Source organism: Thauera phenolivorans (genome assembly GCF_001696715.1).
GTDB classification, from domain to species: domain Bacteria; phylum Pseudomonadota; class Gammaproteobacteria; order Burkholderiales; family Rhodocyclaceae; genus Thauera; species Thauera phenolivorans.
In genome coordinates this window covers 286687-309540 of the sequence record NZ_MBFM01000003.1, presented here as the reverse complement: position 1 = coordinate 309540, position 22854 = coordinate 286687, and the positions used below count along the sequence as shown (strand labels likewise).

Genomic DNA, 22854 nt, shown 5'->3' with positions numbered 1-22854 from the left:
GCGCGGCTCGGCCATCTGGTCGTACACCTTGCGCAGCGCCGGTGCCATCTTGTTGCACAGGGTGCCGGCGACGATCATCAGGTCGGACTGACGCGGACTCGGGCGGAACACCACCCCGAAACGATCGAGGTCGTAGCGCGCGCAGCCCGCATGGATCATCTCGACGGCACAGCAGGCCAGCCCGAAGGTCATCGGCCACAGCGAGCCTGTGCGCGTCCAGTTGATTACCGCATCGAGCGAGGTGGTGACGAACCCCTCGCGAAAGACGCCCTCAATGCTCATGCATTACTCCCAGTCGAGTGCGCCGTTCTTCCACTCGACGATGTAACCGATAACCAGAATGGCCAGGAAGACCATCACCGAACCGAACACGAACCAGGCGACCTCACCCGCGGCGATGAACTCCTGGAAGACCGTTGCCCACGGGAAAAGGAAGGCAATCTCGAGATCGAACAGGATGAACAGAATGGCGATCAGATAGAAGCGGACGTCGAACTTCATGCGGGCGTCTTCAAACGCCTCGAAGCCGCATTCGTAGGGAGACAGCTTTTCGCCGTCGGGGCGATGGGGACCGAGCACGCGCCCGATGATGATTGGAACCAGGCCAAAACCCAGACCCACGAGGATGAACATCAGAACGGGAAAATAGCTTTCCAGCATGGCTCATACACCCCTTTTGAGCACGACGGCTGCGCCGCCATTCTTGTTTTGGCTGTATTGCATGGAAACGCCCGCGTCAGCGGGCGTTCTCCGTATTCCTGGTGCCGACGATGAGACTCGAACTCATACGGCTTTCGCCACTACCCCCTCAAGATAGCGTGTCTACCAATTTCACCACGTCGGCCCGGCATTCGTTACAGCCGAGTAATTATACGACCATTTGCGCGGTGCGCAAAGAGACTGCACCCGGCACTCACTTGGGAATCGACTGCACGCGCGAGTCCTCGGCCGGGGCCTGCGGCGCCGGGACCTGACCTTCGGAGGCGGGCACCGCGGGCACGGTTTCCATCACGCTCGCCGGCGCGCCCGGCTGGTTGCTGGCGAGATAGCTCAGACCCAGGCTGGTGAGGAAGAACACCGTCGCCAGCACCGCCGTGGTACGGCTGAGGAAGTTCGCCGACCCGGAGGAACCGAACAGGCTGCCGGACGCGCCGCTGCCGAAAGCAGCGCCCATGTCGGCTCCCTTGCCGTGCTGCATCAACACCAGGCCGATCACGCCGAACCCGACCAGAAGGTGCACCGTCAACACCAGCGGAAAAATAACATTGCTCATCACAGACCTTCGATTCTCACTCGATACAGGATTGAGCCACCGCCGCGGCGCGGCAAATGGCCAGAAACTCTTCGGCGATCAGGGATGCACCGCCGATCAGCCCGCCGTCAACATCGTCGAGCGCGAACAGCTCCCGCGCATTATCGGCCTTCACGCTGCCGCCGTAGAGGATTTTCACTCGCTCCGACGCTACACCGTGGCTCGCCAGCCAGGCGCGAATCGCGGCGTGCGTCTCGGCGACCTGTGCGACCGTCGCCGAGCGCCCGGTTCCGATCGCCCACACCGGCTCGTAGGCCAGCACGGCTGTCGCCAGTCCTTCGGCGCCCAGGATCTCGAGCACCGGCGCGAGCTGCCGCTCGATGACCGCGACGACCCGCTCCGCCTCGCGCTCGGCGAGCGTCTCGCCGATGCACACGATCGGCACCAGGCCCTGGGCGAGCGCCGCCGCCGCCTTGCGACCGATCTCGGCCTCGCCCTCGCGGAACAGGGCGCGCCGCTCCGAGTGGCCCACGATCGCATAGGCACAGCCGAATTCCGCCACCATCACGGCACTGACCTCGCCGGTGTATGCGCCGGCGGTGAATTCGCTGACGTCCTGCACCCCGAGGTCAATGCCGTCGAGCTTCTCCGCGGCCTGCGCAAGATAGGGGTAGGGCACGCACACGGCGATGTCGACCCCGTCTACGGGCGCAAGCGCGTCCAACAGCTTGCGGTTGCCTGCAAGGCTGCCGTTCATCTTCCAGTTGCCCGCAACGAGTTTTTTCCGCACGTCGTATGACTCAGTTGGCTAAACTCGCGGATTATAGGTGTCCCGCAGTGGCTCAGCAAATGCGATGCAGGCCCGCGCGCGATCGAGGCGCGCTCATCCGCGCGCCTCGACTCGACCCGGCTGGCGGAACAGCCGCGGATTCAGGTTAAGCTAAAGGCCCGGTCCCGAGCGGGCAGACTCGGCCGCCCGCCATCCCCATCAAGAGAGGTGAACACCATGGAACAATCGGTCCACGCCTTCCACGAACTCTTCGAACAGCTCGGATTGCCGAGCGACCCGGCCTCGATCGAGGCTTTCATCAAGGCGCACGCGCCGCTGCACGACGGCGTGCTGCTTGCCGACGCGCCCTTCTGGACCGAGGGGCAGGCGAGCTTCCTGCGCGAAGAGCTGAGGGAGGACGCCGACTGGGCCGAACTCGTCGATCAGCTCAACGCGGCCCTGCGCGCGGACTGAGCGGCCGCCCCCGAACGGCGGCCGCGCGCCGCCGCACTCATTTGCCCTTGCCCAGCGACCGCCCTTTCGCGCGAATCAGCCGAAACGGCCGGTAATGTAGTCCTCGGTTTCCTTCTTCTTCGGCTTCACGAACAGCTCGTCGGTGACGCCGAACTCCACCATCTCGCCCAGATACATGTAGGCGGTGTAGTCGGAGATCCGCGCCGCCTGCTGCATGTTGTGGGTCACGATGACGATGGTGAACTCTTTCTTGAGCTCGTCGATCAGCTCCTCGATGCGCGAGGTCGAGATCGGGTCGAGCGCCGAGGTCGGTTCGTCGAGCAGAATCACTTCGGGCTTGACCGCGATGCCGCGCGCGATGCACAGGCGCTGCTGCTGTCCGCCCGAAAGGCTCATGCCGCTCTGGTTGAGCTTGTCCTTGACCTCCTCCCACAGCGCCGCCTTGCGCAACGCCCATTCGACGCGCTCGTTCAGCTGGGCGGTGCTCAGCCTCTCGTGCAGCTTCACGCCGAAGGCGATGTTGTCGTAGATCGACATCGGGAACGGCGTCGGCTTCTGGAACACCATGCCGATCTTGGCGCGCAACACGCTGACGTCGATCTTCGGGTCGAGCAGGTTGCGCCCGTCGAACAGCAACTCGCCTTCGGCGCGCTGGTCCGGGTAGAGGTCGTACATGCGGTTGATGGTGCGCAGCAGCGTCGACTTGCCGCAGCCCGACGGGCCGATGAAGGCGGTGACCTTGTGGCGCGCCATCTTGAAGTTGATGTTCTTCAGGGCGTGGAACTTGCCGTAGAAGAAATTGAAGTCCTTGAACTCGATTTGAGCGTCGGTGATTTCCATGTCGGTCCCCGATCGGGGACGGCGCGCAGCCGCCCCGCCTGATCGTCAGTTGATCCTTAGTTGATCTTCTCGGCCCGGAGGAAGACCCGGGCGATGATGTTGAGCGCGAGCACGCCGAGCGTGATGAGGAAGACGCCGGCCCAGGCGAGTTCCTGCCAGTTCGAGAAGGGGCTCATCGCGAACTTGAAGATCATGACTGGCAGGTTGGCCATCGGCTCGTTCATGTTCAGCGACCAGAACTGGTTCGACAGCGCTGTAAACAACAGGGGCGCGGTCTCGCCGGCGATGCGGGCCACCGCGAGCAGCACCCCGGTCATGACGCCCGCGCGCGCAGCTCGGAGGGTGACCTTGCTGATCACCACGCTCTTCGGCGCGCCGAGCGCGAAGGCGGCCTCGCGCAGCGTGTTCGGGATCAGCTGCAGCATGTTCTCGGTGGTGCGCACCACCACCGGGAGCACGATCAGCGCCAGCGCGATCACGCCCGACCAGGCCGAGAACTTGCCGGTCGTCGCCACCACTACCGCGTACACGAAAAGGCCGATGACGATCGAAGGGGCGGACAGCAACAGGTCGTTGATGAAGCGGGTCGCGTTGCCGAGCGCGTTGTAGCGGCCGTACTCGGCGAGATAGATGCCCGTCAGCAGGCCCACCGGTGTGCCGATCAGCGTCGCCAGGCTCACCATGATCAGGCTGCCGACGATCGCGTTGAGCAGACCGCCGTCGGTCGCACCCGGTGGCGGTGTCATTTCGGTGAACAGGCTCAGCGACAGGCCCGACACGCCGAGCTGGAACACCGTCACCAGGATCCAGAGCAGCCAGAACAGACCGAAGGCCATTGCCGCCATCGCGAGCGAGAGGGCGAGCCCATTGACGAACTTGCGTTTTGAATGAAGGGTCATGATCCGTCTTCCTCAGCTCTTCGCGCCTTCGCCCTTGGCGAGCTGACGCAACAGCAGTTTGGACACCACGAGCACGATCATCGTGATCACGAACAGGATCAGGCCCAGTTCCATCAGCGACGATGTGTGCAGCCCGGGGTCGGCTTCGGCGAACTCGTTGGCGAGCGCGGAGGTGATGCTGTTGCCCGGATCGAACAGCGAGGGCGAGTTCAGGAAGTTCGTGTTGCCGATGACGAAGGTGACCGCCATGGTCTCGCCGAGCGCACGACCGAGGCCCAGCATCACACCGCCGATCACGCCGGTCTTGGTATAGGGCAGGACCACGCCCCACATCACTTCCCAAGTGGTGCAGCCGACACCGTAGGCCGACTCCTTGAGCATCGGCGGCGTCACCTCGAACACGTCACGCATCACCGAGGCGATGTAGGGAATGATCATGATCGCGAGGATGATGCCTGCGCAGAGCAGGCCGATCCCGAGCGGCGGGCCGGCGAACAGCGCACCGATCACCGGCACCTTGCCGAGGGTCGCCTGCAGGAAAGGCTGGATGTATTCGGCGAAGATCGGCACGAACACGAGCAGGCCCCACATGCCATAGACGATACTGGGGATCGCCGCCAGGAGCTCGATCGCGGTGCCGAGCGGGCGGCGCAGCCATGCGGGCGAGAGCTCGGTCAGAAATAGCGCGATGCCGAAGCTCACCGGGACCGCGATCAGCAGGGCGATCGCAGAGGTGACGAGCGTCCCGTAGACCGGGATCAGCGCGCCGAACTTCTCCATCGGCGGGTTCCAGTCCGTGGAAAACAGGAAGCCGATGCCGAAAGCCTTGATGCTGGGCCACGAGGCGATCGTGAGGGACACCATGATGCCGCCCAGCAGCAACAGGGTCAGGACGGCGAAGGTGCTCGAAGCGCCGGCGAACAGCCTGTCGCCGAACGTCCGCACAGCGGATGTTTTGGATTCGATCGTTGCCACGGCGGCACCCGAAAGGGCGGCGGCGGCATTGCCGCCGCCGGTGGACAGATGAAGGCCAAAGGCCTGCCCGGCCTTTGGCTCCTGGTTAGGATCAACCACGCAGGGGGATTCCGGCTCGTCTTACTTGGCCGGATAGACCGCAGCGCCGGCACCGTCCTTGATGCCGCTCCACGAGCTGCGGATCAGCTCGACGGTCGCGTCGGGCAGCGGAACGTAGTCGATCTCGCTCGCCATCTGGTCGCCCTTGTCGTAGGCCCACTCGAAGAACTTGAGCGCCTCGACCGCCTGCGCCGGCTTGTCCTGCTGCTGGTGCATCAGGATGAAGGTGGCGCTCGTGATCGGCCACGAATCCTTGCCCGGCTGGTTGGTCAGGATTTCGTAAAAAGCGGACTTGCTCCAGTCCGCGCCGGCGGAAGCGGCAGCGAAGGAAGCTTCGCTCGGCTGCACGTAATCGCCGTCCTTGTTCTGCATGGCGACGTGGGTCAGCTTGTTCTGCTTCGCGTACGCGTACTCGACGTAGCCGATCGAACCCGGCAGGCGCTGCACGAAGGCAGACACGCCCTCGTTGCCCTTGCCGCCCAGACCCACCGGCCACTGCACGGCGGTGCCTTCGCCGATCTTGTCCTTCCAGTCGGCCGAGACCTTGGACAGGTAGTTGGTGAAGGCGAAGGTGGTACCCGAACCGTCGGCGCGGCGCACGACGCCGATGTCCTGCTCGGGCAGGGTCACGCCCGGGTTGAGCGCGGCGATCGCCGGGTCGTTCCACTTGGTGACCTTGCCCTGGTAGATGTCGGCGAGCAGCTGACCCGAAAACTTGAGCTCGCCCGGCTCGATGCCCTGCAGGTTGACCACCGGCACCACGCCGCCGACCACGGTCGGGAACTGCAGCAGGCCGTCCTTGGCGAGATCTTCCGGCTTCAGCGGCATGTCGGAGGCGCCGAAATCGACGGTCTTGGCCTTGATCTGGCGAATGCCGCCGCTCGAACCGATCGACTGGTAGTTGACCCGGTTGCCGGTCTCCTTCATGTAGGCATCCGCCCACTTGGCGTAGATCGGCGCGGGGAAGGACGCGCCGGCGCCGGTGATGTCGGCAGCCTGGGCGCCGGTAGCAAACACGGCGATGGACGAAGCAAGGATGGCGAGCTTGGTCGGGAAGCGGAACATGACTACCTCTTGTGGGGTGAATTCAGATCCGTAAGGTATCAAGCGTTTGTTACAGCCACGTTTCATGTCTTCGAACATCAACATTACCTGCCCTGCCCGCCGGCCGTGACAACCGGGGAACTTGGGGCTCAGGCAAAGGCCGTTTCGACCGCGTCGGCGATACTGCGCGCGAGCCGCTCGACCTGCTCGGCGTCCTGCCCCTCCACCATCACCCGCAGCAAGGGCTCGGTCCCGGAGGCTCGAAGGAGGACCCGGCCACGATCACCGAGTTCGTCTTCCGCATCACGACGCGCTGCGTCGATGCCTTCGTCGGCCGCCCAGGCGAACCCCTCCGGCATACGCACGTTGATCAGCCGCTGCGGATAGAAGACCAGATCCGCGCAGGCTTCGGCGAGCGTCCTGCCCTGCCCCTTCAGTGCCGCGAGCACCTGCAGCGCTGAAATGATGCCGTCGCCGGTGCTGTGGCGATCGAGACAGATGATGTGGCCGGAGTTCTCGCCGCCGACTTTCCAGCCGCGCTCGTGCAGCATCTCGAGGACGTAGCGGTCACCCACCTTGGCGCGCGCGAAAGGCACGCCAAGCCGCCCCACCGCGTGCTCGAAGCCGAGATTGCTCATCAGCGTGCCGACCACCCCGTCCAACCGGCCTTCAGCCTGGCGGGCGGCGGCGATGACGTAGATCAGCTTGTCGCCGTCGTAGATTTCGCCATTGCGATCGGCCATCACCAGGCGATCGGCGTCGCCGTCGAGCGCAATGCCGATGTCGGCACGATTGGCGAGCGTGGCCTGGCGCAGGCTCTCCGGGCGGGTCGCACCGACGCCGTCGTTGATGTTGAATCCGTTGGGCTCCACGCCCACGGAAACGACCTCGGCACCGAGCTCGTGAAACACGCGCGGCGCGATGCTGTAGGCGGCGCCGTGCGCGCAGTCGAGCGCGATGCGCAGCCCGCGCAGGTCCATCTCGGTCGGGAAGGTGCTCTTGCAGAATTCGATGTAGCGCCCGGCGGCGTCGGTGATGCGGCGCGCACGCCCGAGCCGCGCGGAGTCGACGCAGGCCATCGGCTGGTCGATCAAGGCCTCGATCTCCGCCTCCATCGCGTCGGGCAGCTTGGTGCCCGCGGCCGAGAAAAATTTTATTCCGTTGTCGTAGTAGGGGTTGTGCGAAGCGGAGATCACCACCCCTGCCTGCAGCCGCAGAGCGCGGGTCAGATAGGCGATCGCAGGCGTCGGCACCGGGCCGGCGAGTTCGACGTCGACGCCGGCGGCGGCGAAACCCGCCTGTAGCGCAGCTTCCAGCATGTAGCCGGAGACGCGGGTGTCCTTGCCGATCAGCACAGCGGGCCGCTCGCCGGCCGGCAGCTTCTCGCGGAGTACCAGGCTGAGGCCCGCGGCATAGCCCAGACGCATGACGAACTCGGGCGTGATGGGGGCCTCGCCGACGCGGCCGCGCACGCCGTCGGTGCCGAAGTATTTGCGTGACATCGTTTCCGTCCTAGAAGTGATGCCCCGATTATGACACCGCCTGCCACACCGCGAGTGCGTCGCGGGTGGCGGCAACGTCGTGCACGCGGACGATGCCCGCGCCGCGCTGGACGGCGATCAGGGCGGCAACCACGCTCGCCGGCATGCGCTGATCGACCGGACGCCCGGTGATCGCGCCCAGCATCGACTTGCGCGACAGGCCTGCCAGCACCGGCAGGCCTCCCTCACCGAAGCGACGCAGCTCGCGCAGCATCGCGCAGTTGTGCGCCACCGTCTTGCCGAAGCCGAACCCCGGATCAAGCACGATGCGCTCGCGCGCGACGCCGCCGGCTACAAGCGCCGCGACCCGTTCCTCGAGAAAGGCGCCCACCTCGGCGACCACGTCGACGTACTGCGGCGCTTCCTGCATCGTGCGCGGCTCGCCCTGCATGTGCATCACGCACAGACCGGCCTCGCCACCGGCCACCGCCTCGACCGCGCCCGGCGCCCGAAAGCCGAGGATGTCGTTGATCATGTCCGCGCCTGCGTCGAGCGCCGCTCGCATCACCGCCGGCTTCAGGGTGTCGACCGAGAGCGGCACCTTCCAGGCGTGCAGCCGCTCGACGAAGCGCACGATGCGCTCGAGTTCGACCTCCTCCGGCACCGGGGCGGCGCCGGGACGGGTCGACTCGGCGCCGATGTCGAGCATGTCCGCCCCCTCCTCCAGCGCACGCTGGGCACGCAGCAAGGCGGCGTCGAGGTCGGCGGCATGGCCGTCTCCGGTGAAGGAGTCGGCAGTCAGGTTGACGATCGCCATGAGCTGCGGCCGCGAAAGATCGAGCCGGAAGCGGCCACACTGAAGCGTGCTCAATTCTCGAACCTCAATGCAGAGCGGGCCGGTCGAAACCGGCCCGCGAGGGGGGTGGGGAGATGCCGCTCAGGCGGCCGGCGCCGGTGCGGTCGGCGCCGCGCCTGGGCTGTCGTCGCGCGGCCGTGCCGGGGCGCTCGAGTTCGGCTTTGGCGGACGCGGCGGGCGGCCCGACATGATGTCGTCGATCTGGTCGGCGTCGATCGTCTCCCATTCGAGCAGTGCCGCAGTCATCGCCTCGACCTTGTCGCGGTTCTCCTCGAGCAGGCGGCGCGCGAGCGCGTATTGCTGGTCGATGATGCGGCGGATCTCGGCGTCGACCTTTTGCATCGTCGACTCGGACACGTTGCGATGGGTGGTCACCTGCCGGCCGAGGAAGATCTCGCCTTCTTCCTCGCCATAGACCATGGTGCCGAGCGTGTCGGACATGCCCCATTGCGTGACCATGCGACGCGCGAGGTCGGTCGCACGCGCGAAGTCGTTCGACGCGCCGGTGGTCATCTGCTTCATGAAGATCTCTTCCGCGATGCGGCCACCGAACAGCACCGTGATCGTCTGCAGCAGACGCTCGCGATCCTGACTGTAGCGGTCCTCGGTCGGAAGTTGCATCGTCACGCCGAGCGCGCGACCGCGCGGAATGATCGTCACCTTGTGCACCGGATCGGTCTTGTCCAGCAGCCTTGCGACGACCGCGTGGCCGGATTCGTGGTAGGCGGTGTTGCGACGCTCTTCCTCGGGCATGACCATCGAGCGGCGCTCTGCGCCCATCATGATCTTGTCCTTGGCGCGCTCGAAGTCGTCCATGTCGACCACGCGCTTGTTGCTGCGCGCAGCGAACAGTGCGGCCTCGTTGACGAGGTTGGCGAGGTCGGCACCGGCGAAGCCGGGCGTGCCACGGGCCAGCACTTGGGGATCGACGTCCGGTGCGATTGGCACCTTGCGCATGTGGACCTTGAGAATCTGCTCGCGACCGCGAATGTCGGGCAGCGAGACCACCACCTGCCGGTCGAAGCGGCCGGGACGCAGCAGTGCGGGGTCGAGCACATCGGGCCGGTTGGTGGCGGCGATGACGATCACGCCGGTCTGGCCTTCGAAGCCGTCCATTTCCACCAGCAGCTGGTTCAGGGTCTGTTCGCGCTCGTCGTTGCCGCCGCCGAGGCCGGCGCCACGCTGGCGGCCGACCGCGTCGATCTCGTCGATGAAGATGATGCAGGGAGAGTGCTTCTTTGCCTGATCGAACATGTCGCGCACGCGCGCGGCGCCCACGCCGACGAACATCTCGACGAAGTCGGAGCCGGAGATCGAGAAGAACGGCACCTTCGCCTCGCCGGCGATCGCCTTCGCGAGCAGGGTCTTGCCCGTTCCGGGCGAACCGACCATCAGCACGCCCTTCGGAATGTGGCCGCCCAGCTTCTGGAACTTCGACGGATCGCGCAAGAATTCGACCAGCTCGGCGACTTCTTCCTTCGCCTCGTCACAGCCGGCGACATCCGCGAAGGTCACCGAGTTGGCCGACTCGTCGAGCATGCGCGCCTTGCTCTTGCCGAACGAGAAGGCGCCTCCCTTGCCGCCACCCTGCATCTGGCGCATGAAGAAGATCCACACGCCGATCAGCAACAGCATCGGGAACCAGGAGACGAAGATGCTCGCGAGGAAGGACTGCTCCTCGTCGGGCTTGCTCGCATTGATCGACACGCCGTAGCGCATCAGGTCGGACACCATCCAGATGTCCTGCACGCCGGGCGTATAAACCGTGATCGAACGCCCCTCCTGCGTGGTCGCACGCAGCATGCGGCCGTCGATCGTGGCTTTGGCGATGCGCCCGGACTTGGCCTCCTCCATGAACTGGGAGTACTCCATGGTGTTGGGCGCGGTCTGTCGCGTGTTGAACTGGTTGAACACGGTCATCAGCACCACGCCGATGACCATCCAGATCGCGAGATTCTTGAAGAGATTGTTCAACGTCCTGTACCCCGAATGCCCGGTTGGCGATGTGTGCAGAATTGACCCATTCTAGTGACGAACGTTCCCGCCGGCAAACCAATGCCGCCGATAAACGCCGCCTATCGTGTCGACCATCGGTTCCGGCGCAGGCCGCTGCCCACAAGGTACACCTCCGCGCTACGGTCGCGCGAGGCCTTCGGCTTGCGCACCTGCACGCTCGTGAAGGTCTGCTCCATCGCCTTGCGGAAGGCCATGAAGCCCTCGCCTTGGAACACCTTGACCACGAAACGTCCGCCCGGCCCGAGTTGCCTCGCGGCGAAATCGAGCGCCAGCTCGCACAGCATGATCGAGCGCGCCTGGTCGACCGTCGCCACGCCCGACAGGTTCGGCGCCATGTCCGACAACACGAGATCGACCGCCGCGCCGCCCAGCCGCGCTTCGAGTTCGGCCAGCACCGCGTCCTCGCCGAAGTCGCCGAGCAGGAAGTCGAGCCCCGCGATCGGCTCGACCGGCAGCAGGTCCACGCCGAGCACCTTGCCGGTCGCGCCCACCCGCTGCACCGCGACCTGGCACCACGAGCCCGGCGCCGCACCGAGATCCACGACCACCATCCCGGGCTTGAACAGGTGGTCGCGCTCGTCGATCTCCTTGAGCTTGAAGGCGGCGCGCGCGCGATAGCCTTCGGCCTGAGCGCGCTGCACGTAGGGGTCGTTCAGATGCTCGTGCATCCACGCCTTGCTGGTCTTGTTTCGTTTCATCGGTGTATTGGGAGTAGAATCCCTGCCCTTCGAAAGTCGAGAAAAATCAATGAGCGAGCTCACTCCCGCACGACGCCGCGACCTGCGCGCGCAAGCCCACCACCTCAATCCGGTGGTCACCATCGCCGGCAACGGTCTCACCCCGGCGGTGCTCACCGAAGTCGAGCGCTCGCTGCAGGCTCACGAACTGATCAAGGTCCGCGTCCAAGGCGCGGAGCGCGAGCAGCGCGAGGCGCTGATGACCGAGCTGTGCGAGGCGGTCGAGGCCAGCCCGGTGCAGCACATCGGCAACGTCCTCGTCGTCTGGCGCGCGCGGCGCGAGGAAGAGAAGAAGCAGGCCGCGCCGGCGAAGGTCGCGCCGCGCGCCGCCACGGCAAAGTCCGCGTCCGCCTTCGCCGCCGCCGCGCGCCGTGCCGCACTCGCCAAGGCGAGCGGTGACAGCCGCCGGTCCCCCGCCCGCTCCCCTTCCCCGCGCGCTCGCAGCAGCGGTGGTGGTGGCGGCCGGGGCCGCTGAGCGGCGCCCAAAGAAAGATGCCGCGCGCCGGGCCGTGAAGCCCGCCTCGCGGCAGCCCTGTGATCCGCCACCCGCCCCGGCGCGAACGACCGCCGGCCGCGCGCGAGAATGGAACGCCGGCTTCAGACGTAACGAACGTCGAGAATCTCGAGTTCGCGAACGCCCCCAGGCGCAAGAACCTCGGCGATGTCGCCGGCGTACTTGCCGATCAGCGCCCGTGCGATCGGCGAGCTGATCGAGATCTTGTTGTCCTTGATGTCGGCCTCGTCCTCGCCGACGATCTGATAGAGCAACACCTTCCCGGAATCGACCTCCTCGAGTTCGACCGTCGCGCCGAACACGCAGCGGCCATCCGCATCGAGCAGTCTGGGGTCGATGATCTGCGCATGCGACAGCTTCGACTCGACCTCGGCGATCCGTCCCTCGATGAAGCCCTGCCGCTCCTTCGCGGCATCGTACTCGGCGTTCTCCGAAAGGTCGCCGTGCGAGCGCGCCTCCGCGATCGCGGCGATCACGCTGGGACGGTCGACCGTCTTCAATCGGTGCAGTTCGGCACGGAGTTTTTCCGCGCCGGCGACGGTAAGAGGGGTCTTGTTCATGCTGCCTGGTTCAGTTCGGCGTGCAGCTCCTGCACGGAATAGACTTCGAGACCCGCGAGATGATGCAGGCCCATGCATGCGGCCTGGGCGCCGGCTATGGTGGTGAACACCGTCACCTTTGCGGCGAGCGCACTGGTGCGGATCGAACGCGAGTCGGTGACCGCCTGCCGCTTCTCCTCGACGGTGTTGATCACGAGCGAGATCTCCCCGTTCTTGATCATGTCGACCACGTGCGGCCGGCCCTCATTGACCTTGTTCACCACGCTTACCGGCACGCCTGCGGCCTCGATCGCCGAGGCCGTGCCACGGGTCGCAACCACGTTGAAGCCCAGCGTGTGCAGATCCTTCGCGACCTCCACCGCGAACGGCCGGTCGGCGGCCTTGACGCTGATGAAGGCGGTGCCCGAGGTCGGCAGCTTGACGCCGGCGGCGAGCTGGCTCTTGACGAACGCCTCGCCGAAGTTGCGGCCCACGCCCATGACCTCGCCGGTCGACTTCATCTCGGGGCCGAGAATGGTATCCACCCCGGGGAACTTGACGAAGGGGAACACCGCTTCCTTCACCGAATAATAGGGCGGCACGATCTCGCCCTCGACACCCTGGCTGGCGAGGCTCTGGCCCGCCATGCAGCGCGCGGCGATCTTCGCCAGCGGCAGCGAGCAGGCCTTGGAGACGAAGGGCACGGTGCGCGACGCACGCGGGTTCACTTCGAGCACGTAGACCACCGCCTCGTCGCCCTCACCCTGGATCGCGAACTGCACGTTCATCAGGCCCACCACGTTGAGTGCGCGCGCCATCGCCTCGGTCTGGCGGCGCAATTCGTCCTGCAGCTTCGCCGTCAGCGTGTAGGGCGGCAGCGAGCAGGCGGAATCGCCCGAGTGCACGCCGGCCTGTTCGATATGCTCCATGATGCCGCCGATGATGACCTGCTGGCCGTCGGACAGCGCATCGACATCGACCTCGGTGGCGTCGTTCAGGAAGCGGTCGAGCAGCACCGGCGACTCGTTCGACACCTTCACCGCCTCGCGCATGTAGCGCTCGAGATCCTTCTGCTCGTGAACGATCTCCATCGCGCGGCCGCCGAGCACGTAGCTCGGGCGCACCACCAGCGGATAGCCGATCTCGGCGGCGAGCCGCACCGCCGCTTCGGGCGTGCGCGCGGTCCGGTTCGGCGGCTGGCGAAGGCCGAGATCGTTGAGCAGCGCCTGGAAGCGCTCGCGATCCTCGGCAGCGTCGATCATGTCGGGGCTGGTGCCGATGATCGGCACGCCGTTGGCCTCGAGCGCCTTCGCCCGTTTCAGCGGGGTCTGGCCGCCGAACTGCACGATTACCCCGACCGGCTTCTCGAGATGCACGATCTCGAGGATGTCCTCGAGCGTGATCGGCTCGAAGTACAGGCGATCCGAGGTGTCGTAGTCGGTCGACACGGTCTCCGGGTTGCAGTTGACCATGATGGTCTCGTACCCGTCCTCGCGCAGGGCGAGCGCCGCATGCACGCAGCAATAATCGAATTCGATGCCCTGGCCAATGCGGTTCGGGCCGCCGCCGAGAACCATGATCTTCTTCTTGCCGGTCGGCAACGCCTCGCACTCGTCCTCGTAGGTCGAATACATGTAGGCGGTCGAGGTCGCGAACTCGGCGGCGCAGGTATCGACCCGCTTGAATACCGGACGCACCCCCAGCGTATGCCGGTGCAGGCGCACCGCGGTTTCGTCGGTGCCGAGCAGGCGGGCGAGACGGCGGTCGGAGAAGCCCTTCTTCTTCAGCTCGCGCATCTCGGCAGCCTGGATCGCCTTCAGCGAACGGCCTGCGAGCGCCTTCTCGGTGAGCACGATGTCCTCGATCTGGGCGAGGAACCAGGGGTCGATCTTGCTGAGATTGAAGACCTGCTCCTGGCTCATGCCCTCGCGGAAAGCCTGGCCGACGTACCAGATGCGCTGCGGACCGGGGTTGGCGAGTTCGTGCTCGAGATCGGTCTGGTCGGTCTCGACCTCGTCGAGGCCGTACACGCCCACTTCCAGCCCGCGCAGGGCCTTCTGGAACGACTCCTGGAAGGTGCGCCCCATCGCCATCACCTCGCCCACCGACTTCATCTGGGTGGTCAGGCGATCGTTGGCCTGAGGGAACTTCTCGAACGCGAAGCGCGGGATCTTGGTGACGACGTAGTCGATCGTCGGCTCGAACGAGGCCGGCGTGGCGCCGCCGGTGATGTCGTTGCGCAGCTCGTCGAGGGTGTAACCCACCGCCAGCTTGGCCGCGACCTTGGCGATCGGGAATCCGGTCGCCTTCGACGCCAGCGCCGAGGACCGCGACACCCGCGGGTTCATTTCGATGACGATCATGCGACCATCCTTCGGATTGATCGCGAACTGCACGTTCGAGCCGCCGGTGTCGACCCCGATCTCGCGCAGCACCGCGATCGAGGCGTTGCGCAGGATCTGGTATTCGCGGTCGGTGAGGGTCTGCGCCGGGGCGACGGTGATCGAGTCACCGGTATGCACGCCCATCGGATCGAGGTTCTCGATCGAGCACACGATGATGCAGTTGTCGGCGCGGTCGCGCACGACCTCCATCTCGAATTCCTTCCAGCCCAGCAGCGACTCTTCGATCAGCAGCTCATTGGTCGGGCTGGCCTCGAGACCGCGCTTGCAGATCTCGTGGAACTCTTCCATGTTGTAGGCGATACCGCCGCCGGTGCCGCCGAGGGTGAAGCTCGGGCGGATGATGACCGGAAAGCCGATGCCGCCCTGAACCTGCAGCGCCTCTTCCATGCTGTGGGCGATACCCGAGCGCGCCGAGCCGAGGCCGATGCTGGTCATCGCGTCCTTGAACTTGAGGCGGTCCTCGGCCTTGTCGATGGCCTCGCGCGACGCACCGATCAGCTCCACGCCGTACTTCTCGAGGACGCCGTGGCGGGCGAGATCGAGCGCGCAGTTGAGCGCGGTCTGGCCACCCATCGTCGGCAGCAGCGCATCGGGGCGCTCCTTCTCGATGATGCGCTCGACCACCTGCCACGTGATCGGCTCGATGTAGGTGACGTCGGCCGTCTCCGGGTCGGTCATGATCGTGGCCGGATTGGAGTTGACCAGGACGACCTTGTAGCCCTCCTCGCGCAGCGCCTTGCAGGCCTGGGCGCCGGAGTAATCGAATTCGCAGGCCTGGCCGATGATGATCGGACCGGCGCCGATGATCAGGATGGTCTGTATGTCGGTGCGTTTCGGCATTGTCTTGCCTCGGTAATTCGGGGGCGGCGGGCTCGTGGCCCGCCGGATGCGATAGTGCGGCGCGCGCCGCTCAGCGGGCCTGCCTGTTGGCTTCCATATCTCGCGCGAAGTGATCGAACAGATAGCTCACGTCGTGCGGACCCGGTCCGGCCTCGGGGTGCCCCTGGAACGAGAGCGCAGGTGCGTCGGTGCGGGCGATGCCCTGGTTGGAACCATCGAACAGCGACTTGTGGGTGATGCGCACGTTCTCCGGCAGCGTCGCCGGATCGATGGCGAAGCCGTGGTTCTGGCTGGTGATCAGCACCGCGCCGGAATCGAGATCCTTCACCGGATGGTTCGCGCCGTGATGGCCGAACTTCATCTTCATCGTGCTCGCACCGGAGGCGAGCGCCAGCAGCTGATGACCGAGGCAGATGCCGAACACCGGCAGCTTCGCAGCGACGATCTCGCGGATCGCCGCGACCGCGTAATCGCAGGGCTCGGGGTCGCCGGGACCGTTGGAGAGGAAGACGCCGTCCGGATTCATCGCCAGCACCTCGCTCGCCGAGGTCCGCGCGGGCACCACGGTGACGCGGCAGCCGCGCGCCGCGAGCAAGCGAAGGATGTTGCGCTTGACGCCGAAATCGTAGGCGACGACATGGTAACGGGCGGCGGCCGGATGCGCGAAACCCTCACCCAGCACCCACTCGCCCTCGGTCCATTCGTAGGGCTCGGCGGTGGTCACGACCTGGGCCAGGTCCATGCCCGCGAGTCCCGGGAAGGCACGCGCCGCGGCGACCGCGGCGTCGGCATCGAGCGCCTCGCCTTCGGCGGCGGTGACGATGCAGCCGCCCTGGGAGCCCTTCTCGCGCAGGATGCGGGTGAGCTTGCGGGTGTCGAGCCCGGCGATCGCAACCACGTTTTCGGCCTTCAGGTAGGCGTCGAGCGTTTGCTCCATGCGAAAGTTGGAGGCCAGGAGCGGGAGGTCGCGGATCACGAGACCGGCGGCATTGACCCGCGAGGACTCGACGTCCTCATGGTTCACACCGGTGTTGCCGATGTGGGGGTAGGTCAGCGTCACGATCTGGCGGCAATAGCTCGGGTCAGTCAGGATTTCCTGATAGCCCGACATCGAGGTATTGAAGACAACCTCGCCGACCGTGCTGCCGGCCGCACCGATACCCTTGCCGTGGAAGACCGTTCCGTCGGCGAGGGCGAGCATGGCGGGCGGGTAAGCAGTCACGAATAACTCCTGGATTCAGCCGAAAAGTCAAGGACTTGCGCTCTTGCGCCAGTCCGCTATCTGCAAAAAAGCGGGACGAGCCTGGGGGCCGATCCCGCTACAATAACCGCCGAATTGTAGTATTTCGCCGCCACAGAGGCAAATCCGCAGTGGCGGCGAAACCGGTTCGGCGCGGATCAGCGCAAGCCGAGCACGTCCTGCATGTCGAACAGGCCTGCGCTGCGCCCGGCAAGGAACCTTGCCGCGCGCATGGAGCCGGCCGCATAGGGCATGCGGCTGCCGGACTTGTGGGTGATTTCGATGCGCTCGCCGATACCCGCGAACAGCACGGTATGATCGCCGACGATGTCACCGCCGCGGATCGTGGAGAAGCCGATCGTCTCGGCCTTGCGCTCGCCGGTGACGCCCTCGCGGCCATAGACCGCGCAGTCGTCGAGATCACGGCCGAGTTCGCGCGCCACGACTTCGCCCATGCGCAGCGCGGTGCCCGAAGGCGCATCGACCTTGAATCGATGGTGGGCCTCGATCACCTCGACGTCGTAGCCCTGGTCGAGGATGCGAGCCGCGACCTCGAGCAGCCTGAACACCGCGTTGACCCCCACCGCCATGTTCGGCGCGAACACCACCGGCACCGATTCCGCTGCAGCAGCGATCGCGGCCTTGCCGGCTGCGTCGAAACCCGTGGTGCCGATCACCATCGCCTTGCCGAGTTCGCGCGCCAGCGCCAGATGGCCGAGCGTCCCCTCCGGCCGGGTGAAGTCGATCACACAGTCGGCGGCCGCGATCGCCGCGCGGGCATCGTCGCCGAGCACGACCCCGCAGGGCGCACCGATCAGCTCGCCGACGTCACGACCGATGAAAGGCGTGCCCGCGCGATCGAACGCGGCGGCAAGCACCACACCCTCTTCCCGGAGGGCGGTTTCGACGAGCATGCGGCCCATGCGGCCGCTGGCGCCGGCGATGGCAACACGAATAGAGGACATGGGGGGATTCCTTGCAGAGTGATGACGGGACGGCCGTCGCGCCGGCCAGCGCACACTGAGGCAACCGGGCCGGCTGGAAGAAGCGCCTCAGTCGTCGGTGGCAGGGCCGATCTCGACCACCCGGCTGCGCGCGCCCGGCCTGCCGGCATCCTGCGACGTGCCGTCGCCCGCCTGAATGTCGCCCTCGATGCGGTCGAGCAGGTCCCCATCGAAGAACACCGAGATCCGCCGACGGTCGAGCTCGCCCCGGCCCGACTTGAACAGATAGACGTAGTCCCAGCGGTCGGAGCGGAAGACGTCGACCACGAGCGGGCTGCCGAGCACGAAGCGAACCTGGTCACGCGTCATGCCTCTCCTGAGCTGGGACACCATCTCCTGATCGACGAAATTGCCCTGACGTACGTCGATCCGGTAGGGATCGATCTTCTCCACCACGGAATCGATGGAACAGCCAGCGAGGAGGCTGAGCGCGGCAATCGCCGGAAAGAGGAAGGAACGCATTGCGGGGCCGGGTGTGGGCGCCCCGTGGGGGGCGTTGTTCTCAATAAAGGGGAAAAAATATAACATAGGGTGGCTCGCGCACGCCCCCCTCCTCGTGCCGCTTCCTCGCGCGCCCCTCCCCGTCAGACGCCACAGGCACCCATGACCGACAACTCCAAGAGCCTGAAGAACATCGGCCTGAAGGCCACCTATCCCCGCCTCAAGATCCTCGACCTGTTCCAGAATACGGAGGAGCGTCACCTTACGGCGGAAGACGTGTATCGCCTGCTGATCGGCGAAGGCATGGACATCGGGCTGGCGACCGTCTACCGGGTGTTGACCCAGTTCGAGCAGGCCGGCCTGCTCGAACGCCACTTCTTCGAGTCGGGCAAGGCGGTGTTCGAACTCAAGCAGGGTGGCCATCACGACCACCTCGTCTGCCTGCAGTGCGGCAAGGTGGAGGAATTCTTCGATGCCGAGATCGAGCGTCGGCAGAACCGCATCGCCGCGGAGCGGGGCTTCGCGATCAAGGACCACGCGCTCTACATCTACGCCGACTGCGTGCGCGAGAACTGCCCCGACCGCCCGTCGAACGACGACGGTCGAAAAGACTAGTAAGGCCTCCCGCTGCCGGACGCCTTCCGGCCCTCGCCTCCGCTGCTCCGCTGCCCGCACCGCCTACCTGGCAGACAGCATCTCCGCTGCATGCTGGCGTGTCGTCGCGGTGATGTTGACCCCGCCGAGCATGCGCGCGATCTCCTCGATCCGCCCCTCGTCGTCGAGCGGCGTCACTTCGGTCAGGGTCTCGCCGTCACGCTCCGCCTTCGCGATCCGCCATTGCCAGTCGGCGCAGGCCGCCACCTGTGGCAGGTGGGTCACGCACAGCACCTGGCGCTCGCGCCCTAGGCGGGCCAGAAGCTTGCCCACGATCTCCGCTACGCGGCCACCGATGCCCACGTCGACCTCGTCGAAAATCAGCGTCGGCGTGGCCGAATCCCTGCTCGTCATCACCTGGATCGCCAGCCCGATGCGCGACAGCTCGCCACCGGACGCGACCTTCGCGAGGCTGCGCAGCGGCTGGCCCTGATTGGCGGAGACGCGAAATTCCACCATCTCGTGTCCGAACGCCGCAGGCGCGCAGGGCTCGAGCGCGACGTCGAAGCGCCCGCCCGCCATCGCCAGCGTCTGCATCGCCTCGGTCACCTCCCTCGCCAGCGCCTGCGCCGCCGGGCGACGTGCCGCCGACAACGCCGTCGCGGCCTGCTCGAAACGTGCGCGCGTCGCGGCTTCCTCGGCCGCCAGCCGGGCCGGATCGGAGCGGGCCACGAGCGCCTCGAGGCGGCTGCGCCAGCCGTCGGCGAGCTCGGGCAGGTCCTCCGGCTGGACCCGATACTTGCGCGCGGTGTCCATCACTGCGGCGATGCGCTGCTCGACCTCGACGAGGCGGGCCGGATCGAGATCGAGGCGGTCGCGATAGCGCCGCAGCGCATGGAGCGCCTCGTCGGCCTGGATCGCGGCCGCAGAAAGCAGCTCGCGGACGTCGCCCAGGCCGGGGTCGATGTCGGCGAGGCCGCTGATCCGCCCGTCCAGATGGCGCAGCGAGGAACACACCGCGTAGTCGCCCTCGCCGAGCGCCTCGAGCGTCTCCTCCACCCCTTCGATGAGGCCGGCGGCATGGGCGAGCCGACTGTGCTCGGCATTGAGTTCGGCCCACTCGGCCGCGTCGAAGTGCAATTCGTCGAGTTCGCGCAGCTGCCAGGCGAGCAGTTCGCGCTCGCGCTCCGAGCTGGCGGAATCGGCCTCCGCCTCGCGCCGCAGCTCGAGCGCGCGCTGCCAGGCGCGATGGCTGGCGGCGACCTCGGCGGCGAGCTCGCCCGCATCGGCATGGGCGTCGAGCAGCGAACGCTGGGCCTCCGCCCGCAACAGGGCATGGTGCGCATGCTGGCCGTGGATGTCGGCCAGCCACTCGCCGGCCGCGCGCAACTGGGCCAGGGTGACCGCGGTGCCGTTGATCCAGGCCCGGCTGCGACCGCCGGCATCGACCGTGCGGCGCAGGATGATCGCCTCCTCGTCCGCGTCGAGCGCCTGCTCGACGAGCCAGTCGCGCAGCGGCCCGTCGGGGGGCAGATCGAACTCGGCGGCGATGTCGGCACGCTCGCAGCGCGTGCGAACCACGCCGGCGTCGGTACGCCCGCCGAGCGCCAGCCCGAGGGCATCGAGCAGGATCGACTTGCCCGCCCCGGTCTCTCCGGTCAGCGCGCCGAAGCCCGTGCCGAATTCGATCTCGAGGCGATCGACGATGACGAAATCACGAACGGTCAGGCGACGCAGCATGATGGGCGATGGGTCGAGAAAAGGTTCGGCGGGCGGAGGGGGTTGCGAGGCGGGTCCGGGGCACTCAGTTGTGGCGCGGCGGGGCGCTCCAGTGCAGTTTCTGCCGGAGCATCGCGAAGTAGCTGTAGCCGTAGGGATGCAGCAGACGCACGGCATGCGGCGAACGCGTCACCCGCAGGCGGTCGCCGGCGCGCAGGTCGAAGCGCGCCTGGCCATCGAAGTGCACCCGAGCGTCGTTGGGCGGCAGCAGCACGATGTCTATCCGGCTGCTGTCGGGGATCGTCACCGGGCGGGCGGTCAGCGCGTGCGGGCACAGCGGCACCAGCGCGATGCCGTCGACGCTCGGGTGCAGGATCGGGCCGTTTGCCGACAGCGCATAGGCGGTCGAACCGGTCGGAGTGGACACGATCATGCCGTCGGAGCGCTGGGTGTAGACGAATTCATCGTCGATCGACAGGTCGAATTCGATCATGCGCCCGATCTCGCCCTTGTTCACCACCACGTCGTTGAGCGCCAGCGTGTGGAACACGCTGCGGCCGCCGCGCAACACCTCGGCGTCGAGCATCACGCGCGGCTCCTCGGTATAGCGGCCGTCGAGGATCTCGCCGAGGCGCTGCTGCGCGTCGCTGCGCGAGATGTCGGTGAGGAATCCAAGCCGGCCGAGGTTCACCCCGACCAGCGGCACGCCGTACTCGGCAAGGCGGCGCGCGGTGTTGAGCATGCTGCCATCGCCGCCCACCACCACCGCGAGGTCGGCTTCGCCACCGATCTGCTCGTGCGTCGCGACCGCGAAGTCTGCGACGCCGCTGATGGAACTCGCGGTGCCTTGTTCGATCCATACCGTCAGTTCGCGCTCGCGCAGGAAGCGCGCGATCGCGAGCACCGACTCCTCGACGTCGGGGCTCTGGTACTTTCCAACCAGGGCGACTTTCCGGAATTGCGTGTCCATGGCGAAGGATTAAACCACAACCGCTCAGCGCGCTGACATGCGCCGTGGCCCTGCTGACAAAGCCTCGTCCTGTTCCCTAGAATCCGGGCTAAACTCCTCGCGACCTATGAATCCGCTCGACGCCCGCGCCCAGATCCTGCTGAAAGCTCTCATAGAGCGCTACATCGCCGATGGCCAGCCGGTGGGTTCGCGCTCACTCTCACGCCTGTCCGGACTCGAACTGTCGCCCGCCACCGTGCGCAACGTCATGAGCGACCTCGAGGAGATGGGCTTCATCACGAGCCCGCACACGTCGGCCGGCCGCGTACCGACCGCGCTCGGCTACCGCTTTTTCGTCGATGCGCTGCTGACGACCCAGCCGCTCGACATCAGCCGTGTCCGCGTCCTCGAAGGCCAGCTCCAGCCCAACCAGCCGCAGCGCGTCATCAGCTCCGCCTCGCACCTGCTGTCCGAGCTGACCCAGTTCGCCGGCGTGGTCGTGGCGCCGCGCAAGGGCACGGTACGCATCCGCCAGATCGAGTTCATCGGCCTGTCCGAGAACCGCATCCTGCTCATCATCGTCACCACCGCAGGCGACGTCCAGAACCGCATCCTGCTGACGCGACGCGCATACACCACCGCCGAACTGGGCGCCGCCGGGAGCCACCTCAACGAGCATTTCGCCGGGCTGACCATCGCCGAGATCCGCGCCCGGCTGCAGGACGAGCTGCAGCAGCTGCACAGCGACATGTCGGAGCTGATGACCGCCACCGTCGAGGCCGGCAGCGAGGCGGCGGAGGACGACGCCGACGCCTATGTCATTTCGGGCGAAACCAACCTGCTCGAGGTCGAGGACCTCAGCTCCAACATGTCGCGCCTGCGCGAGCTTTTCCGCCTCTTCGACCAGAAGACCGGCCTCATGCAGCTGCTCGACATGTCCAACCGCGCGCAGGGCGTGCAGATCTTCATCGGCGGCGAATCCGGACTCGCGCCGCTCGACGCCTGCAGCGTGATCACCGCGCCCTACGAGGTCGACGGTCAGGTGGTGGGCGCGGTCGGGGTCATCGGCCCCACCCGCATGGCCTACGACCAGGTGATCCCGATCGTGGACGTTACCGCGCGCCTGCTGTCCAACGCGCTCTCCTCGCGCCACTGACTCCTCCGACA

General features: G+C 66.5%; 23 protein-coding genes and 1 tRNA gene. 4 read left to right on the top strand and 20 right to left on the bottom strand.

Annotation, left to right across the window (positions count from 1 at the left end):
* The 5 genes from nuoB to tpiA form a co-directional block, all read right to left on the bottom strand.
* A partial coding sequence (gene nuoB, locus BB334_RS08355; RefSeq protein WP_158014390.1) for an NADH-quinone oxidoreductase subunit NuoB occupies positions 1-282 on the bottom strand: 282 nt, incomplete at its 3' end.
* Between the two features lie 3 nt (positions 283-285).
* Positions 286-660 (bottom strand): NADH-quinone oxidoreductase subunit A, encoded by a 375-nt coding sequence (gene ndhC, locus BB334_RS08350; RefSeq protein WP_068807046.1) that lies wholly within the window; start codon positions 658-660, stop codon positions 286-288.
* Between the two features lie 99 nt (positions 661-759).
* A tRNA-Leu gene (locus tag BB334_RS08345) sits at positions 760-844 on the bottom strand.
* 69 nt (positions 845-913) lie between these two features.
* Entirely contained in the window at positions 914-1273 is a 360-nt protein-coding gene (secG, locus tag BB334_RS08340) for a preprotein translocase subunit SecG (RefSeq protein WP_068807043.1), read from the bottom strand.
* 16 nt (positions 1274-1289) lie between these two features.
* A complete protein-coding gene (tpiA, locus tag BB334_RS08335) occupies positions 1290-2042 on the bottom strand; it encodes a triose-phosphate isomerase (protein WP_088179165.1) in 753 nt (250 codons plus the stop codon).
* Positions 2043-2258: 216 nt separating this feature from the next.
* Here tpiA and BB334_RS08330 point away from each other — a divergent pair, with 216 nt between their 5' ends.
* The gene (locus BB334_RS08330; protein ID WP_068807037.1) at positions 2259-2495 is read left to right on the top strand and encodes a DUF2789 domain-containing protein; all 237 of its coding nucleotides are present in this window, start codon (positions 2259-2261) and stop codon (positions 2493-2495) included.
* A 75-nt stretch (positions 2496-2570) separates the two neighbouring features.
* Here the strand turns inward: BB334_RS08330 and pstB are convergent, their stop codons facing one another.
* The 8 genes from pstB to rlmE all read right to left on the bottom strand — a co-directional run bounded on the left by pstB (position 2571) and on the right by rlmE (position 11403).
* Positions 2571-3335 carry a phosphate ABC transporter ATP-binding protein PstB gene (gene pstB, locus BB334_RS08325; protein ID WP_068807035.1) on the bottom strand — a complete coding sequence of 255 codons (765 nt, stop codon included), beginning with the start codon at positions 3333-3335 and terminating at the stop codon, positions 2571-2573.
* A gap of 56 nt (positions 3336-3391) precedes the next feature.
* Entirely contained in the window at positions 3392-4234 is an 843-nt protein-coding gene (pstA, locus tag BB334_RS08320; RefSeq protein ID WP_068807032.1) for a phosphate ABC transporter permease PstA, read from the bottom strand.
* A gap of 12 nt (positions 4235-4246) precedes the next feature.
* Entirely contained in the window at positions 4247-5209 is a 963-nt protein-coding gene (gene pstC, locus BB334_RS08315; RefSeq protein WP_068807951.1) for a phosphate ABC transporter permease PstC, read from the bottom strand.
* 120 nt (positions 5210-5329) lie between these two features.
* Positions 5330-6373, bottom strand: a complete 1044-nt coding sequence (gene pstS, locus BB334_RS08310; protein WP_068807029.1) for a phosphate ABC transporter substrate-binding protein PstS — start codon at positions 6371-6373, stop codon at positions 5330-5332.
* Positions 6374-6501: 128 nt separating this feature from the next.
* Positions 6502-7854: a phosphoglucosamine mutase gene (gene glmM, locus BB334_RS08305; RefSeq protein ID WP_068807026.1), complete on the bottom strand. Its 1353-nt coding sequence runs from the start codon at positions 7852-7854 to the stop codon at positions 6502-6504.
* A gap of 28 nt (positions 7855-7882) precedes the next feature.
* Positions 7883-8704 carry a dihydropteroate synthase gene (gene folP / locus BB334_RS08300; protein WP_068807023.1) on the bottom strand — a complete coding sequence of 274 codons (822 nt, stop codon included), beginning with the start codon at positions 8702-8704 and terminating at the stop codon, positions 7883-7885.
* Between the two features lie 66 nt (positions 8705-8770).
* The gene (gene ftsH, locus BB334_RS08295; protein ID WP_068807020.1) at positions 8771-10663 is read right to left on the bottom strand and encodes an ATP-dependent zinc metalloprotease FtsH; all 1893 of its coding nucleotides are present in this window, start codon (positions 10661-10663) and stop codon (positions 8771-8773) included.
* 101 nt (positions 10664-10764) lie between these two features.
* Positions 10765-11403, bottom strand: coding sequence for a 23S rRNA (uridine(2552)-2'-O)-methyltransferase RlmE (rlmE, locus tag BB334_RS08290; protein ID WP_068807017.1), 639 nt, complete (start codon positions 11401-11403; stop codon positions 10765-10767).
* A gap of 49 nt (positions 11404-11452) precedes the next feature.
* Here rlmE and yhbY point away from each other — a divergent pair, with 49 nt between their 5' ends.
* Entirely contained in the window at positions 11453-11917 is a 465-nt protein-coding gene (gene yhbY, locus BB334_RS08285) for a ribosome assembly RNA-binding protein YhbY (protein WP_068807014.1), read from the top strand.
* 122 nt (positions 11918-12039) lie between these two features.
* Here the strand turns inward: yhbY and greA are convergent, their stop codons facing one another.
* From greA to BB334_RS08260, 5 genes are all read right to left on the bottom strand, one after another.
* The gene (greA, locus tag BB334_RS08280; RefSeq protein WP_068807011.1) at positions 12040-12516 is read right to left on the bottom strand and encodes a transcription elongation factor GreA; all 477 of its coding nucleotides are present in this window, start codon (positions 12514-12516) and stop codon (positions 12040-12042) included.
* Positions 12513-15740 (bottom strand): carbamoyl-phosphate synthase large subunit, encoded by a 3228-nt coding sequence (gene carB / locus BB334_RS08275; protein WP_068807008.1) that lies wholly within the window; start codon positions 15738-15740, stop codon positions 12513-12515. Before carB ends, greA begins: the two co-directional genes overlap by 4 nt.
* A gap of 70 nt (positions 15741-15810) precedes the next feature.
* Complete coding sequence (gene carA / locus BB334_RS08270; protein WP_068807005.1) at positions 15811-16962, bottom strand: glutamine-hydrolyzing carbamoyl-phosphate synthase small subunit; 1152 nt, start codon at positions 16960-16962, stop codon at positions 15811-15813.
* Between the two features lie 176 nt (positions 16963-17138).
* On the bottom strand, positions 17139-17945 hold the full coding sequence (gene dapB, locus BB334_RS08265; RefSeq protein WP_068807003.1) for a 4-hydroxy-tetrahydrodipicolinate reductase: 807 nt from the start codon (positions 17943-17945) through the stop codon (positions 17139-17141).
* A gap of 87 nt (positions 17946-18032) precedes the next feature.
* Entirely contained in the window at positions 18033-18446 is a 414-nt protein-coding gene (locus BB334_RS08260) for an outer membrane protein assembly factor BamE (RefSeq protein WP_068807000.1), read from the bottom strand.
* A 141-nt stretch (positions 18447-18587) separates the two neighbouring features.
* Here BB334_RS08260 and fur point away from each other — a divergent pair, with 141 nt between their 5' ends.
* On the top strand, positions 18588-19040 hold the full coding sequence (gene fur, locus BB334_RS08255) for a ferric iron uptake transcriptional regulator (protein WP_068806997.1): 453 nt from the start codon (positions 18588-18590) through the stop codon (positions 19038-19040).
* Positions 19041-19103: 63 nt separating this feature from the next.
* Here the strand turns inward: fur and recN are convergent, their stop codons facing one another.
* Both recN and BB334_RS08245 read right to left on the bottom strand, forming a co-directional pair.
* Entirely contained in the window at positions 19104-20759 is a 1656-nt protein-coding gene (gene recN / locus BB334_RS08250; protein WP_068806993.1) for a DNA repair protein RecN, read from the bottom strand.
* A gap of 64 nt (positions 20760-20823) precedes the next feature.
* Positions 20824-21708: an NAD kinase gene (locus BB334_RS08245; RefSeq protein ID WP_068806990.1), complete on the bottom strand. Its 885-nt coding sequence runs from the start codon at positions 21706-21708 to the stop codon at positions 20824-20826.
* A gap of 106 nt (positions 21709-21814) precedes the next feature.
* On the opposite strand from BB334_RS08245, the gene hrcA reads away from it, so the two are divergent.
* Positions 21815-22843: a heat-inducible transcriptional repressor HrcA gene (gene hrcA, locus BB334_RS08240; RefSeq protein WP_068806987.1), complete on the top strand. Its 1029-nt coding sequence runs from the start codon at positions 21815-21817 to the stop codon at positions 22841-22843.
* Positions 22844-22854: the final 11 nt, after the last annotated feature.

Bases quoted from the DNA above. Each gene is read 5' to 3' on its own strand.
- ndhC (WP_068807046.1), bottom strand. From the start codon at position 660: ATGCTGGAAAGCTATTTTCCCGTTCTGATGTTCATCCTCGTGGGTCTG.
- secG (WP_068807043.1), bottom strand. From the start codon at position 1,273: ATGAGCAATGTTATTTTTCCGCTGGTGTTGACGGTGCACCTTCTGGTC.
- BB334_RS08330 (WP_068807037.1), top strand. From the start codon at position 2,259: ATGGAACAATCGGTCCACGCCTTCCACGAACTCTTCGAACAGCTCGGA.
- pstB (WP_068807035.1), bottom strand. From the start codon at position 3,335: ATGGAAATCACCGACGCTCAAATCGAGTTCAAGGACTTCAATTTCTTC.
- pstA (WP_068807032.1), bottom strand. From the start codon at position 4,234: ATGACCCTTCATTCAAAACGCAAGTTCGTCAATGGGCTCGCCCTCTCG.
- pstS (WP_068807029.1), bottom strand. From the start codon at position 6,373: ATGTTCCGCTTCCCGACCAAGCTCGCCATCCTTGCTTCGTCCATCGCC.
- glmM (WP_068807026.1), bottom strand. From the start codon at position 7,854: ATGTCACGCAAATACTTCGGCACCGACGGCGTGCGCGGCCGCGTCGGC.
- rlmE (WP_068807017.1), bottom strand. From the start codon at position 11,403: ATGAAACGAAACAAGACCAGCAAGGCGTGGATGCACGAGCATCTGAAC.
- yhbY (WP_068807014.1), top strand. From the start codon at position 11,453: ATGAGCGAGCTCACTCCCGCACGACGCCGCGACCTGCGCGCGCAAGCC.
- greA (WP_068807011.1), bottom strand. From the start codon at position 12,516: ATGAACAAGACCCCTCTTACCGTCGCCGGCGCGGAAAAACTCCGTGCC.
- carB (WP_068807008.1), bottom strand. From the start codon at position 15,740: ATGCCGAAACGCACCGACATACAGACCATCCTGATCATCGGCGCCGGT.
- dapB (WP_068807003.1), bottom strand. From the start codon at position 17,945: ATGTCCTCTATTCGTGTTGCCATCGCCGGCGCCAGCGGCCGCATGGGC.
- BB334_RS08260 (WP_068807000.1), bottom strand. From the start codon at position 18,446: ATGCGTTCCTTCCTCTTTCCGGCGATTGCCGCGCTCAGCCTCCTCGCT.
- fur (WP_068806997.1), top strand. From the start codon at position 18,588: ATGACCGACAACTCCAAGAGCCTGAAGAACATCGGCCTGAAGGCCACC.
- recN (WP_068806993.1), bottom strand. From the start codon at position 20,759: ATGCTGCGTCGCCTGACCGTTCGTGATTTCGTCATCGTCGATCGCCTC.
- BB334_RS08245 (WP_068806990.1), bottom strand. From the start codon at position 21,708: ATGGACACGCAATTCCGGAAAGTCGCCCTGGTTGGAAAGTACCAGAGC.
- hrcA (WP_068806987.1), top strand. From the start codon at position 21,815: ATGAATCCGCTCGACGCCCGCGCCCAGATCCTGCTGAAAGCTCTCATA.